The 13276-nt window shown below is 64.9% G+C and carries 14 protein-coding genes; 10 read left to right on the top strand and 4 right to left on the bottom strand.

The window, feature by feature from the left end:
* Positions 1 to 113: 113 nt before the first annotated feature.
* The gene (gene mtaB / locus XI05_RS35570) at positions 114 to 1367 is read right to left on the bottom strand and encodes a tRNA (N(6)-L-threonylcarbamoyladenosine(37)-C(2))-methylthiotransferase MtaB (protein WP_271510440.1); all 1254 of its coding nucleotides are present in this window, start codon (positions 1365 to 1367) and stop codon (positions 114 to 116) included.
* Positions 1367 to 2242: a diaminopimelate epimerase gene (gene dapF, locus XI05_RS35565; RefSeq protein WP_271510439.1), complete on the bottom strand. Its 876-nt coding sequence runs from the start codon at positions 2240 to 2242 to the stop codon at positions 1367 to 1369. The genes mtaB and dapF overlap by 1 nt, the downstream gene beginning before the upstream one ends.
* 235 nt (positions 2243 to 2477) lie before the next feature.
* On the opposite strand from dapF, the gene XI05_RS35560 reads away from it, so the two are divergent.
* Positions 2478 to 3236, top strand: coding sequence for a GyrI-like domain-containing protein (locus XI05_RS35560; protein ID WP_271510438.1), 759 nt, complete (start codon positions 2478 to 2480; stop codon positions 3234 to 3236).
* 5 nt (positions 3237 to 3241) lie between these two features.
* Positions 3242 to 3943 (top strand): SIMPL domain-containing protein, encoded by a 702-nt coding sequence (locus XI05_RS35555; RefSeq protein ID WP_271510437.1) that lies wholly within the window; start codon positions 3242 to 3244, stop codon positions 3941 to 3943.
* A gap of 36 nt (positions 3944 to 3979) precedes the next feature.
* Here XI05_RS35555 and XI05_RS35550 read toward each other — a convergent pair whose 3' ends face one another.
* Together XI05_RS35550 and XI05_RS35545 are read right to left on the bottom strand one after the other, a co-directional pair.
* A complete protein-coding gene (locus XI05_RS35550; protein ID WP_271510436.1) occupies positions 3980 to 4390 on the bottom strand; it encodes a hypothetical protein in 411 nt (136 codons plus the stop codon).
* Between the two features lie 176 nt (positions 4391 to 4566).
* Positions 4567 to 5631, bottom strand: a complete 1065-nt coding sequence (locus XI05_RS35545) for an MBL fold metallo-hydrolase (protein ID WP_271510435.1) — start codon at positions 5629 to 5631, stop codon at positions 4567 to 4569.
* 446 nt (positions 5632 to 6077) lie between these two features.
* Here XI05_RS35545 and ffh point away from each other — a divergent pair, with 446 nt between their 5' ends.
* The 8 genes from ffh to leuC all read left to right on the top strand — a co-directional run bounded on the left by ffh (position 6078) and on the right by leuC (position 13233).
* Positions 6078 to 7628, top strand: coding sequence for a signal recognition particle protein (gene ffh / locus XI05_RS35540; protein WP_271510434.1), 1551 nt, complete (start codon positions 6078 to 6080; stop codon positions 7626 to 7628).
* A gap of 85 nt (positions 7629 to 7713) precedes the next feature.
* Positions 7714 to 8046: a 30S ribosomal protein S16 gene (gene rpsP, locus XI05_RS35535; protein WP_172789386.1), complete on the top strand. Its 333-nt coding sequence runs from the start codon at positions 7714 to 7716 to the stop codon at positions 8044 to 8046.
* Positions 8047 to 8052: 6 nt separating this feature from the next.
* On the top strand, positions 8053 to 8589 hold the full coding sequence (gene rimM, locus XI05_RS35530; protein ID WP_271510561.1) for a ribosome maturation factor RimM: 537 nt from the start codon (positions 8053 to 8055) through the stop codon (positions 8587 to 8589).
* Positions 8590 to 8820: 231 nt separating this feature from the next.
* Positions 8821 to 9381: a TapB family protein gene (locus XI05_RS35525; RefSeq protein WP_271510433.1), complete on the top strand. Its 561-nt coding sequence runs from the start codon at positions 8821 to 8823 to the stop codon at positions 9379 to 9381.
* Positions 9382 to 9404: 23 nt separating this feature from the next.
* Positions 9405 to 10112: a hypothetical protein gene (locus XI05_RS35520; RefSeq protein ID WP_271510432.1), complete on the top strand. Its 708-nt coding sequence runs from the start codon at positions 9405 to 9407 to the stop codon at positions 10110 to 10112.
* A gap of 56 nt (positions 10113 to 10168) precedes the next feature.
* Positions 10169 to 10924 carry a tRNA (guanosine(37)-N1)-methyltransferase TrmD gene (gene trmD / locus XI05_RS35515; RefSeq protein ID WP_271510431.1) on the top strand — a complete coding sequence of 252 codons (756 nt, stop codon included), beginning with the start codon at positions 10169 to 10171 and terminating at the stop codon, positions 10922 to 10924.
* 111 nt (positions 10925 to 11035) lie between these two features.
* The gene (gene rplS, locus XI05_RS35510) at positions 11036 to 11416 is read left to right on the top strand and encodes a 50S ribosomal protein L19 (protein WP_036008895.1); all 381 of its coding nucleotides are present in this window, start codon (positions 11036 to 11038) and stop codon (positions 11414 to 11416) included.
* Between the two features lie 410 nt (positions 11417 to 11826).
* Positions 11827 to 13233: a 3-isopropylmalate dehydratase large subunit gene (leuC, locus tag XI05_RS35505; RefSeq protein ID WP_271510430.1), complete on the top strand. Its 1407-nt coding sequence runs from the start codon at positions 11827 to 11829 to the stop codon at positions 13231 to 13233.
* The last annotated feature ends 43 nt before the right edge of the window (positions 13234 to 13276 follow it).

Below are 13276 nucleotides of genomic sequence, written 5' to 3'. Positions count from 1 at the left end.
TGCTCTGTCATTGCCCGCGAAAGCGGGCAATCCAGTATTCCAGAGACGGCGGAGATTGAACCGAGAAGCCGCGGCGTACTGGGTCGCCCGGTCGAGCCGGGCGACGACACCAACTACGTGGTGAGCCGCTCGCCGTCACTGCCGGCAATCTTCAGCCGCACGATGCTCCCAACCTGCTCGCCCGCAATCGCCACCGGCAGATAATGCTCCGTGCGGCCCTGCTCCGCGCTCTCGATCAGCACCTCGCGCGTTGCGCCGATCTCGGCTTGCAGCCGTTGTCGCAGTGTCGCCTCCCCCGCCGCACGCAACCGCTTCGCGCGTGCCTTGATCTCAGGCCCCGCCACCTGCGGCATCCGTGCGGCCGGCGTGCCGGGCCGCGGGGAATAGGGGAAGACGTGCAGGAAGGTCAGGCCGCATTCTTCGACGAGGTCGAGCGAGCGCGAGAACATGTCCTCGGTCTCGGTCGGGAAGCCCGCGATGATGTCGGCGCCGAAGAGGACATCGGTGCGCAGGCGGCGCACCTGCTCGCAGAACGCGATGGCGTCATTCCGCGAATGCCGCCGCTTCATGCGCTTCAGGATCATGTCGTCGCCTGACTGCAGCGACAGATGCAGATGCGGCATCAGCCGCGCATCCTCGGCGATGGCATCGAGCAGGTCGTCATCCGCCTCGATCGAATCGATCGAGGAGATGCGCAGGCGCTTCAGCTCGGGCACATGGCGCAGGATCTGCTTGGTCAACATGCCGAGCTTCGGCGCACCGGGCAGGTCGGTGCCGTAGCTGGTGAGATCGACGCCGGTGAGTACGATCTCGGCATGGCCGCGCTCGGCCAGGGTCCGCACCTGATCGACCACCGCGCCCATCGGCACCGAGCGCGAATTGCCGCGCCCGAACGGGATGATGCAGAAGGTGCAGCGATGGTCGCAGCCGTTCTGCACCTGCACGAACACGCGCGGCAGGCCGTTCGCATAGCCGTCGAGGAGATGCGGCGCCATTTCCTTGACGGCCATGATGTCGCTGACGGCGATCTTCTCGCCGGCGCCGAGATCGAACGCATCGCGTGCCTTCCGCCACGCCTCGCTGCGCATCTTGTCGTCATTGCCGACGACACGATCGACCTCGGCCATGTCGGCGAACATCGCAGCTTGCGTCTGCGCCGCGCAGCCGGTGACGACGATGCGCGCCTCGGGGCGCTCGCGCTTCAACTTGCGGATCGACTGGCGTGCCTGCGCCACCGCCTCGTTGGTGACGGCGCAGCTGTTGATGACGATCGTGTCGGAAAGCCCTGCGGCTTCCGCTTTGCCGCGAATCACCTCGGCCTCGAAGGCATTGAGGCGGCAGCCGAAGGTGACAATGTCGACGGCCATCAGGCGACCGGCGCGAACAGCGCCGGATCGAAGGTGCCCTCATATTCGAAGGTCGCGGTGCCCGTCATCAGCACGTGATCGTCGCGCTCGCGCCATTCGATGCCGAGCTTGCCGCCGGGCAAAGTGATCTCGACCTTGCGCTCGGCACGCTTCAGCCGCGCGGCGGCGACCGCCGTGGCGCAGGCCGCCGACCCGCACGCCTTGGTCAGGCCGGCGCCGCGCTCCCAGGTGCGGATCGTGATGTGCTCGCGATCGACGATATGGGCGAGCGTGATGTTGGCGCGCTCGGGGAAGATCGGATGGTTTTCCAGGAGCGGACCGAAGCGGCCGAGATCGTAGGCGTTGACGTCCTCGACCCAGAACACGGCGTGCGGATTGCCCATGCTCACCGCCGAGGGCGAATGCAGGATCGGATTGTCGATCGGCCCGATCTGCAATTCGATGTAACGGGTGTCGCGAAACTCTTCCGCCAGCGGAATGTCCTGCCAGCCGAATTTTGGCGCGCCCATGTCCACAGTGTAGAGATCGGGCGCCGGCCCCTGCCAGGCATTGAGCAGGCCGGCGGCGGTCTCGAAGGTCGCGGTGGTCTGCCCGGTTTGCTCGAAGATGCGGCGCACGACGCAGCGCATGCCGTTGCCGCAGGCGCCGGCCTCCGAGCCGTCATTATTGTAAATGCTGATGAAGGCCTCGGTGCCGTCGAGCCGGGGCTTGTGCAGCACCATGAGCTGGTCGTAGGCCACGCCGCCGTTCGCGGACGCCACCGCGCGGGCCTCGTCCGGGGTGATCTTGGCCGCCGAATCGCGCAAGTCGACAACGACGATCTCGTTGCCGATGCCGTTCATCTTGGCAAATACGTGGTTGGCCAGCGCGCTCATGAAAATTCCCGAATTTCGCCTGCCTTATATGGCGATCCTTGGCCGCTTGGCCAGTAATTTGCCACCCGGGTCGGGACATGAGCCATGACGCATCTGTCATGGGACGAATTCGGCGCTCGCGTGTTAGAACGGCGCGGTTCGCGCGAACCGGGACGCGCGGCCGGGTTAAGGCCTTGGTGGGTAAGGCCTTGATGAATTCAGGCCCCGACGAAGCGGGGGCCTTGGGGAGAACAGAATGACCAGTTTCCGTCGCCTCGCTTTGGCCGCGCTGATCCCGGCTGCGGCCTTGTCGCTTGGGCTGTCCGGCGCTCTGGCGCAGACGCCGAGCCCCGCACCGGCCGCATCGGCAAGTCCCTCGCCGGCCCCGTCGGCTTCGCCCGCTCCGGCTGCAAGTGCCTCGCCCGCCCCCGCGGCGACACCCTCGCCTGCGGCGAGCGCCTCACCCGCTCCTGCAGCATCGCCAGCACCCGCCGCCAGCGCCTCGCCCAGCCCGCCCCCGGCGGCCGCCGCCACGCCCGCCCCGGTTCAGACCGCCGATCCCTTTGGCCTCGAGACCACGCTCGAGTCCAAGAAGGTCGTGATGGTCAAGGGCACCGCCAATTGGGACTCGGCCTTCGACACGCTGATCGATGCCTTCAAGGCGCTGAACACGCTGCTGGACAAGCAGGGCATCAAGCCGTCAGGCAATTCGATGATCGTCTACACCTCGACCGACGACACCGGCTTCACCTTCCTCGCCGAGATCCCGGTCGAGCAGGACCCGAAGAGCCTGCCCAAGGACATGAGCGTCGGCAAATCGCCTGAAGGCAAGGCGCTGAAATTCGTCCATCGCGGCTCCTACGACAACATGGACAACACCTATGAGGCGATCACCAACCACCTCGACGACAAGAGGCTGGAAGCCAAGGACACCTTCATCGAGGAGTACCTCACCGATCCCCTGAAGACCGCTGAGGACAAGCTCGTGATCAACGTTTTCGTGCCACTGAAGTGAGACTGATGAAAAAGCCTGCCCTGCTCGCCGCCGTCCTTGCCACCTCGCTGCTGGCCATGCCGGCGCACGCCGACGATTTTCCCTCCGCGATCTCGGTGAGCGGCGAAGCCTCGGTGTCCGCGGCGCCCGATCTCGCGCAGATCGATGCCGGTGTCGCCAGCGACGCCAAGACGGCGAAGGAAGCCTCCGATGCCAACAACGCGGCGATGGGCAAGGTGCTGCTGGCGCTGAAGAGCGCAGGCATCGCCGAGAAGGATTACCAGACCTCGCGGCTGTCGCTGCAGCCGCAATACGGCCAGAACAAATCCACCGGCGCATCGCCCGTGGTCGGCTTCCGCGCGAGCAACCGCGTCACCGTGAAGATCCGCGACGTGACCAAGGTCGCCGGCATCATCGACACGCTGGTCAGCGCCGGCGCCAACGACATCGGCAATATCTCGTTCGAGGTGACGCAGGCGTCAAAACTGCTCGACGACGCGCGCGAGCAGGCGGTGGCGGATGCGCGCCGCAAGGCGGAGATCTACGCCAAGACCACCGGCGTGACGCTTGGCGCGCCGCTCAGCGTCACCGAAGGCGGCGCGCCCGTGCCGCTGTTCAAGGGCCGCATGGCGACAGCTCCGATGGCGGCGCCGGCCGCAGTCGCGCCCGGCGAGGAGACGCTGTCGGTGACGGTGAATGTGAGCTGGGCGATCAAGCAGGGGCAGTAGCCTCTTTCGTAAGAGGCACGTCGGCGCAACACCTGGTCAATCATTCACGCTGATATCAGTAAAAAGGAACCCCGCCGGCGTCTTGGTAAAGACGAAGATGAGCTCGCCGCAGAAGACGAAGTAACTGTCGTTCTTATAGTCATCGCGATCGTAGACGGCCTTGCCGCGCTGGATACACGCGCGATTTTTCGCCGTGAACGAGGTCCGATAGGTCTTGGCGCCAAATTGCGCGGCGTCGCGAATTGCGTTGTCGTTCATGAACGGCAATCGTGTCATAGCGGCGACGGCGGCGGGATCGTTTGCCTTCAGCGCCGCGCGAAACTTCTCGATGAAGCCATCGAATTCCTTCTGCAAGGCAGGAGAAGCAACGGCGTTCTTCGCCTGGGCGGCGGCTGGAGCAAGGCTCACGAGAGCGGTTGCAAGCACAATTCTCAGCAAAAATCCCACAGGCCGGCTCCATCCATTGATCAATCAAGGTCTTCCGACCGAAAGAAATCCATGGTGTTTTGTTGCGTCATGGGCCTTCTGGTTCAACGGCGCAGAGCCGCACAAACCTGTCGCCATGGGAGCAAAGCGGAGATTGCTTTCGTCGCATCACGCCGCCGGGTTTGTGGATACACGACCTAAATCTCCACCACCTGCCCCGGCATCATTGCCACGAACTTCTCCTGCGGAATCTTCGCGGCATCGAGCGCGTCCACCAGCGCTTTCGCCGGCGCGTCGATTGCTTCGTCGGTCAGCTGGAACGTGCCGTGGTGATGCCCGAGCGCTTGCTCGGCGCCGCAATCGGCCAGCGCCTTCACGGCATCTTCCGGGTTCATGTGCTGATCGCGCATGAACCAGCGCGGCTCGTAGGCGCCGATCGGGAGGATCGCCAGGCGCAGCTTGCCGTGCTTCTCGGCGACGCGGCGGAAATGGCGGCCATCGCCGTAACCGGAATCGCAAACCACGTAGATCTTCCCGGCCGGCGTCTCCAGGACAAAGCTCGCCCACAGCGCCTTGTTGCGGTCGAACAGGCCGCGCGCGGTCCAGTGCCGGGTCGGCACCAGATGCACCGCGACGCCTTCGCCGAGCTCGACGCGGTCGTGCCAGTCGAACGCTTCCGCCTTGATGGTGGGATCGGTGCTGCGCATCGTGACGTCGTTGCCGAGCGGGGTGACGATGCGCGGGGCGAAATTCTTGGTGAGCCGCGACAGCGTCGCGATGTCGAGATGGTCGTAGTGGCCGTGCGAGACCAGCACGACGTCGATCTTTGGCAGCTTCTCGAAGGCGATGCCTGGGTCGTTGTGCCGCTTCGGCCCGGCCCAGGCGACGGGCGAGACGCGCATTGACCAGACCGGATCGACCAGGATGTTGAGACCGCCGGCCTGGATCAGCCAGCTGGCGTGGCCGACGAAGGAAAGCCGCACCTTGTCGCCATCGACACGCGCCGGCGGGGTGTCGGCATGTGGGCTGGGCGCCCAATCCGGCCAGGTCGCGCGCCGCCGCTTGCCGCTGAACTGCCAACGCAGCACCTCGCGCAGCGATTTCGGCGGCGACCCGTCCGGATCGAAGAAGGTCAGGCCGTCGAAATGGTCGGAGGCGGGACCGTCATAGGTTTTCATGCGGGACATCCAGAGCGAGGGGACGCCGACCAGCGCGCCGGCTCCGGCAAGCAATCCGAAAAGGCGGCGGCGGGTGATCGGCACGGCGGGCTTCTAGGGATGGTCGGAAGGGTAAGACATCACCGCCTATATGGGCGGGGCTGGCGGAAAAGGAACCCGCGACAAAATGATCACGTTTTCAAAACCTTGCCTTACCAAGGGCGAGCCGGCACCCTAACTTTCCTTGACTTTTGAGCGGGAGCGGCGTTTAACCCCGCCACTTTCTCGGAAAGGCTTTCTTTTCGACCCGCCGACCGGCCTTAGGACCGGAGGTCAACGCCCGACAGCGCTGTGCGCCCTCGGGCGCAAAGGTGTTTGGAAGATCGCTGACCCAAGGAGGTGGTCATCGCCCGACTTGATCGGGCGATCCAGTACTCCGAGGCGGCTCGGCTGGAACCGAGGTGCCGCAGCGTACTAGATGCCCTGGTCAAGCCGGGGCATGACAGCGTGAACGCGGCAACCCTGCGCTAGCAGGACAAAGGACAACGGCATTGTTCGACAATCTGTCGGAACGGCTTGGTGGCATTCTCGATCGTCTGACGGGGCGCGGTGCGCTGACCGAAAAGGACGTCGACGCCGCGATGCGCGAGGTGCGCCGCGCGCTGCTGGAGGCCGACGTCGCGCTCGAAGTGGTGCGCAGCTTCACCGAGCGCGTGCGCGAGCAGGCGATCGGCGCCACCGTCGTCAAGTCGGTCACCCCCGGCCAGATGGTGGTCAAGATCGTCCATGACGAGCTGGTCAACACGCTCGGCAGCGAAGGCCAGACCATCGACGTCAATTCCGTGCCGCCGGTGCCGATCATGATGGTCGGCCTGCAAGGCTCCGGTAAGACCACCACCACCGCAAAGCTCGCCCGCCGCCTGGTCCAGCGCGACAAGCGCAAGGTGCTGATGGCCTCGCTCGACGTCTACCGTCCGGCGGCGATGGAGCAGCTGGCCGTGCTCGGCCGCGACCTCGACATTCCGACGCTGCCGATCGTGGCCGGCCAGCAGCCGCCGCAAATTGCAAAACGCGCGCTGGAAGCCGGCAAGCTCGGCGGCTACGACATCGTGCTGCTCGACACCGCCGGCCGCACCACGCTCGACGAAGAGATGATGGCGGAAGCCGCTGCGATCAAAGCCGCGGCCAATCCGCATGAAGTGCTGCTGGTTGCCGACAGTCTCACCGGTCAGGACGCGGTGAATCTGGCGCGCTCGTTCGATCAGCGCGTCGGTCTCACCGGCATCGTGCTCACACGCGTTGACGGCGACGGCCGCGGCGGCGCCGCGCTGTCGATGCGCGCGGTCACCGGCAAGCCGATCAAGCTGATCGGCACCGGTGAAAAGACCGACGCGCTGGAAGATTTCCACCCCGACCGTATCGCCGGCCGCATCCTCGGCATGGGCGACGTGGTCTCGCTGGTCGAGCGCGCCGCCGCCAATATCGACGCCGAGAAGGCCGCGCGCACTGCGGAGCGCATGCGCAAGGGCCAGTTCGACCTCAACGACATGCGCGAGCAGCTGCTGCAGATGGCCAATATGGGCGGCATCAGCGGACTGATGGGCATGATGCCCGGCATCTCCAAGATGAAGAACCAGATCGCGGCGGCCGGCATCGACGACAAGATTCTGAAGCGCCAGGTCGCGATCATCGATTCCATGACGCGCGATGAACGCCGTCATCCGGACCTTCTGAAAGCCAGCCGCAAGAAGCGCATCGCGGCCGGCAGCGGCCAGAGCGTCGAACACGTCAACAAGCTGCTGAAGATGCACCGGAACATGGCCGATATGATGAAGGCCATGGGTTCGGGCAAGCGCGGCCCGCTCGCCGGCATCGCGCAGGCCATGGGCTTCGGCGGCGGCATGAAGATGCCCTCGCCCGAAGAGATGAAGGCGTTGCAGGAGAAGATGCAAGGCGCGGGCGGCGGACAAGGCCTGCCGAATCTGCCGAAGGATCTGCCGGCCGGGCTTCGCCAGGGCCTGCCGAACCTTCCTGGTCTGACCGGGTTGAGCGGCAAGCCGACGCTGCCGGGCCTCGGCGGTTTCCCCGGCAAGAAGAAATGAGGAATTCGTCGCACGGGATGATCAGCATCTCGCGTGACGCGGAATACCAATCAACCGAACAAAACGTACTTTGAAGGAGAACTGAATGTCCGTCGTTATCCGCCTCGCCCGTGCAGGCACCAAGAAGCGTCCCGTCTATCACGTCGTCGTCGCCGATTCGCGTTTTCCCCGCGATGGCCGCTTCATCGAGCGTCTCGGCTATTTCAATCCGCTGCTGCCGAAGGACAACGAGACCCGCCTCAAGCTCGACATGGACAAGGTGAAGGCCTGGCTCGCCAAGGGCGCGCAGCCGTCCGATCGCGTCGCGCGTTTCCTCGATGCCGCCGGCGTTGCGAAGCGCGAAGCGCGCAACAACCCGCAGAAGGCCGTGCCGCGCAAGGAGCGCAAGGCGCAGGCCGAAGCCGCCGCCAAGGCGTAAGGCTGGATCATGTCGGCGCTGGTCTGCGTCGCGCGGATCGGCGCCGCGCATGGTGTGCGCGGTGCGGTCAAGCTGTGGACCTTCACCGAGGATCCCTTCGCCGTTCGCCGCTACGGCCCGCTGTCGACCAAGGACGGCAGGCGCCAGTTCGAAATCGCGCAGGTGCGCGAGGCCAGGGATCATCTGGTCGCGACATTCAAGGGTGTCGCGACCCGCGATGAGGCCGAGCGCCTCAACGGCATCGAGCTCTATGTCGCGCGCGACAAACTGCCCGCGACGGACGAGGACGAATATTACCACACCGATCTGATTGGGCTCGCCGCCGTCACCATTGATGGCGACGCGCTCGGCCGCGTGCTCGCGATCCACAATTTCGGCGCCGGCGACATCATCGAGATCGCGCCGCTCAAGGGCCCGACCATGCTGCTGCCGTTCTCCAACGCGGTGGTGCCGGAGGTCGACCTCAAAGGCGGCCGCGTCGTGATCGCGCAGCCGCAGGAGATTGAGGGCGACCGGCACGAGGACGACACTTCGTCGTCATGACGGAGCAGTAACGGCTCGCCAACAATTTCCGACAAGGGGCTTGCGTTCGGGATCCGGCTGGTTCACGCTTGGGTTGCACCCTCCCCTCCCGTCGATTCCTTGACATCCGGAGATTTCATGCTGCGCTGCTGTGCTCTGGCAACGATCGGCCTGCTCGTGTCCATAAGCGTCCTCCACGCACAGACGCCGCCCAGCCCTCCGCCTGCAGCCGAGGCCCCATCCGTCGAAGCCATGGAAGAGCCGCACGTCGGCGACCACTGGACCTACGAGATGCGCGACGAGATCACGGGCGACCTCAAGTCAACCGTGACGCACACCATCACCGACGTATCGGCCACCGAGATCAGCATCCGGTTCGAGACCCTCGGCAAGCCCGGTTTCGGCTACCAGACCTACGACCGGTCGTGGGACATCATCAACAATGGCGCCTGGCGCTTCACGCCAAACGATGGTTCAGGTGTCCGCATGCCGCTCGCGGTCGGCAAGTCCTGGTCGTTCAAGTCCAATGGCTCCAACAGCACGGCCGGTGTCAGCCTGAAGCGCACGGGCACCTCTAAGGTCACGGCCAAGGAGAGCATCACCACCCGCGCAGGCACTTTCGAGGCCTACAAGATCGAGACGTCGATCGAGATGCGAAACACCAACGATCCCACCAAGAAATCCCAGTTTGAGCAGCAGGTCTGGTACGTGCCCGAGATCAATCATTGGGTGAAGCGCACGTATGTCAGCAGGTCGTATGGCAGGGTTCGCGAGCGGGGCGCGCTCGAAATGGTCGAATACGGTCGCCGCTAACATCCGACGCGAAGACGCCGTGAATGGCCGAAACTCCCTGGGGGAAAACGCTGATGTCTCGTTACGCGGCCACGATGATCGCTTGCCTGCTTGTCGGCGCCGCCTCCGCATGGGCGGCAAACGATACACCATCGCCCCCGCCTGCCGATACAAAGCCGGTCATCGCCATGGAGCAGCCGCTGCAAGGCGATTTCTGGACCTACGAGGTGCGGGACGAAATCGGCGGCAAAATCAGCTCGATCCGCACGCACATGGTCACCGAGGTCTCGCCGAGCGAGATCAGCGTCCGCACCACCATCAAAGGCAGGGATACCGACATCCTGAGCGTCTACGACCGATCGTGGAATCTGAAAGACAACGGCGAGTGGAAGTATCAGCCGGGCGATGGCTCCGGCATTCATTCGCCGCTGAAGACCGGCGATAGCTGGAATATCTCCGCCGACGACGTCAACAACAGCAAGGGCTTCATCTGGAAACGCTCGGGCCGCTCGAAGGTCGTCGGCCAGGAGGCCATCACCACCCGCGCCGGCACGTTCGAGACGTACAGGATCGAAACGACCCTCTCGAGACGCTCGACCAACGACCGGAGCCGCAAGCAGGACATCACGACCGTGACCTGGTACGCCCCGGCCATCGACCATTGGGTGAAGAAAACCTTTGTATTACGGGAGAACGGCCATCTGCGGATCAATAACGTTCTCGAAGTCGTCGAGTACGGCCGCAAGAGCTAGGCAATCACGCCCGCGAGGGCCTCGACCTGCCGGCCGCAATGCCCTAACCAGCGGCCATGACGACTCCCTCACCCTGGCGCGCGACGGTGCTGACGCTGTTTCCGGAGATGTTTCCGGGGCCGCTCGGCGTGAGCCTCGCAGGCCGGGCGCTCGCGTCCGGGCTCTGGCAGATCGAGGCGCGGGACATCCGGGCCTCCGCGACCGACCGCCACCGCAGCGTCGACGATACCCCTGCCGGCGGCGGCCCGGGCATGGTGCTGCGGGCGGATGTTCTGGCGGCTGCCATCGATGCCGCCGAGATCGGGCAAGACCCGTCAAAAGCGCGGCCGCGCCTGCTGATGAGCCCCCGCGGTCGGCCATTGACGCAGGCCCGCGTCACCGAGCTCGCCCGGGGCCCCGGCCCCCTGATCGTCTGCGGGCGGTTCGAGGGGGTGGACCAGCGGGTGATCGACGGACGGGGACTGGAGGAGGTCTCGATCGGCGATTACGTGCTGTCCGGGGGCGAAATCGCAGCCATGGCCCTGATCGACGCCTGCGTCCGGCTGCTGCCGGGGGTGATGGGCAAGGAAGCCTCGGGAACCGAGGAAAGCTTTTCGGACGGCCTGCTGGAGTACCCCCAATACACCCGCCCGCAGCTGTTCGAGGGGGTTCCGATCCCTGCCATCCTCACCTCCGGCGACCACGCCAAGGTGGCGGCGTGGCGGCGGGCCGAATCCGAGGCCCTGACAGCCGCCCGGCGCCCGGATTTGTGGGAAAAGGCCGCGAATCGGGCGAGCGGCCAAAAAACGCCAAAAAACAAGACAGACGGGTGACAAACGGTCCGGCTTGCCTTATAGGAGCGGCCACATCCGCAATGGCTGGATAGACGAATTTCACGCAGCCCCCGTTTCTTAAAGGCTGGGCGCGCCGATGGAGATTTACCCATGAACCTGATCAAGCAGCTCGAGCAGGAGCAATTCGACAAGCTGTCCGCCGGCAAGGACATCCCGGAATTCGCCCCCGGCGACACCGTGATCGTCAACGTGAAGGTGGTCGAAGGCGACCGCACCCGCGTGCAGGCCTATGAGGGCGTCTGCATCGGCCGTTCCGGCGGTGGCCTCAACGAGAGCTTCACCGTGCGCAAGATCTCCTATGGCGAGGGCGTCGAGCGCGTGTTCCCGCTGCTCTCCCCGATGATCGACTCGATCAAGGTGGTGCGCCGCGGCAAGGTGCGTCGCGCCAAGCTCTATTACCTCCGCAACCTTCGCGGCAAGTCGGCCCGCATCGTCGAGAAGCAGGACCGCGCTGCTGCTGTCGGCGAGTAAGTTTCGCCACCAGGCAAGTCTTTCGAAAGCGCGGGGCTCGGCTCCGCGCTTTTTTGTTTGGCCCACGCTGTCATTGCGAGGAGCCCTTGCGACGAAGCAATCCAGACTGTGTCCGCGGATGCATTTCTGGATTGCTTCGCTGCGCTCGCAATGACGAGCTGAAACTCTCGCGCTTTTATCGCTGCGTGCTATATAGCTTCTAGAATGTTTCCAGATCCGACCAGCTTCGCCCCCATCCAGCGCATCGTCATCGACGATCGCTCGCGGCTGCCTGGCCGGTTCTTCGGACGCTTCGCGACCTCGGCAACGTCAGAGCTTAGCCGCGCAGCCTGAAGGCTGCGCTGACGATTTTGTTGCCCGCGCGGCCTGCCGCGCTCATCGCTGACACACATTCTTCGGAGCTCGAGCTCATGTCCAAGCCGACCACCCTGTACGACAAAATCTGGAACGACCATCTGGTGCACGAAGCCGAGGACGGCACCTGCCTGCTCTACATCGACCGCCATCTGGTGCATGAGGTGACCTCGCCGCAGGCGTTCGAAGGCCTGCGCGCCACGGGGCGCAAGGTCCATGCGCCCGAGAAGACGCTCGCCGTCGTCGATCACAACGTGCCGACCACCGACCGCACCAAGCCGAATCCCGATCCTGAAAGCATCGAGCAGATCAAGGCGCTGGCCGAGAACGCCAAGGAGTTCGGCATCGAATATTACAACGAGTTCGACAAGCGCCAGGGCATCGTCCACGTCATCGGCCCCGAGCAGGGTTTTACGCTGCCCGGCACCACCATCGTCTGCGGTGACAGCCACACCTCGACGCATGGCGCGTTCGGCGCGCTCGCCCACGGCATCGGCACCAGCGAGGTCGAGCACGTGCTGGCGACGCAGACGCTGATCCAGAAGAAGGCGAAGAACATGCGCGTCACCGTCGACGGCAAATTGCCGGAGGGCGTAACGGGCAAGGACATCATCCTGGCCATCATCGGCGAGATCGGCACCGCCGGCGGCACCGGCTACGTGCTGGAATATGCCGGCGAGGCGATCCGCGCGCTCTCGATGGAAGGCCGCATGACGGTCTGCAACATGTCGATCGAAGGCGGCGCGCGCGCCGGCCTGGTTGCGCCCGACCAGAAGGCGTTCGACTTCCTGCGCGGCCGCGCCAAGGCGCCGAAGGGCGCGGACTGGGACGCGGCGATGCGCTATTGGGAGAAGTTGCGCTCCGACGACGGCGCGCATTTCGACCACGAGCTGCGCCTCGATGCTGCAAAGCTGCCTCCGATCGTGACCTGGGGCACGAGCCCTGAGGACGTGATCTCGGTCACCGGCATCGTGCCCGACCCCGACAAGATCGCGGACGAGGCCAAGCGCATCTCCAAGCATCGCGCGCTGAAATATATGGGCCTGACCGCGGGGACCAAGATCACCGACATCAAGCTCGACCGCGTCTTCATCGGCTCCTGCACCAACGGCCGCATCGAGGACCTGCGCGCCGCCGCCAAGATCGCGGAAGGCAAGCAGGTTTCCGCCAGCGTCAACGCCATGGTCGTGCCGGGCTCCGGCATCGTTAAGGAGCAGGCCGAGGCCGAGGGCCTCGACAAGATCTTCATCAAGGCCGGCTTCGAATGGCGCGAGCCGGGCTGCTCGATGTGCCTTGCCATGAACCCGGACAAGCTGAAGCCGGAAGAGCGCTGCGCCTCGACCTCGAACCGCAATTTCGAGGGCCGCCAGGGTTTCAAGGGCCGCACCCATCTGGTGTCGCCGGCGATGGCGGCCGCGGCGGCGATCGCAGGTCACTTCGTCGACGTCAGGGACTGGCGCTAAGCTACTTCCTGCAATTGTAGCGATCGCGGCAAAGCGTCGTTAA

Origin of the sequence: Bradyrhizobium sp. CCBAU 11357, from assembly GCF_028128865.1 — a bacterium.
In the GTDB taxonomy this organism is placed as follows: domain Bacteria; phylum Pseudomonadota; class Alphaproteobacteria; order Rhizobiales; family Xanthobacteraceae; genus Bradyrhizobium.
The sequence above is the reverse complement of the archived record's forward strand: the minus strand, read 5'-3'. Positions and strand labels throughout refer to the sequence as shown.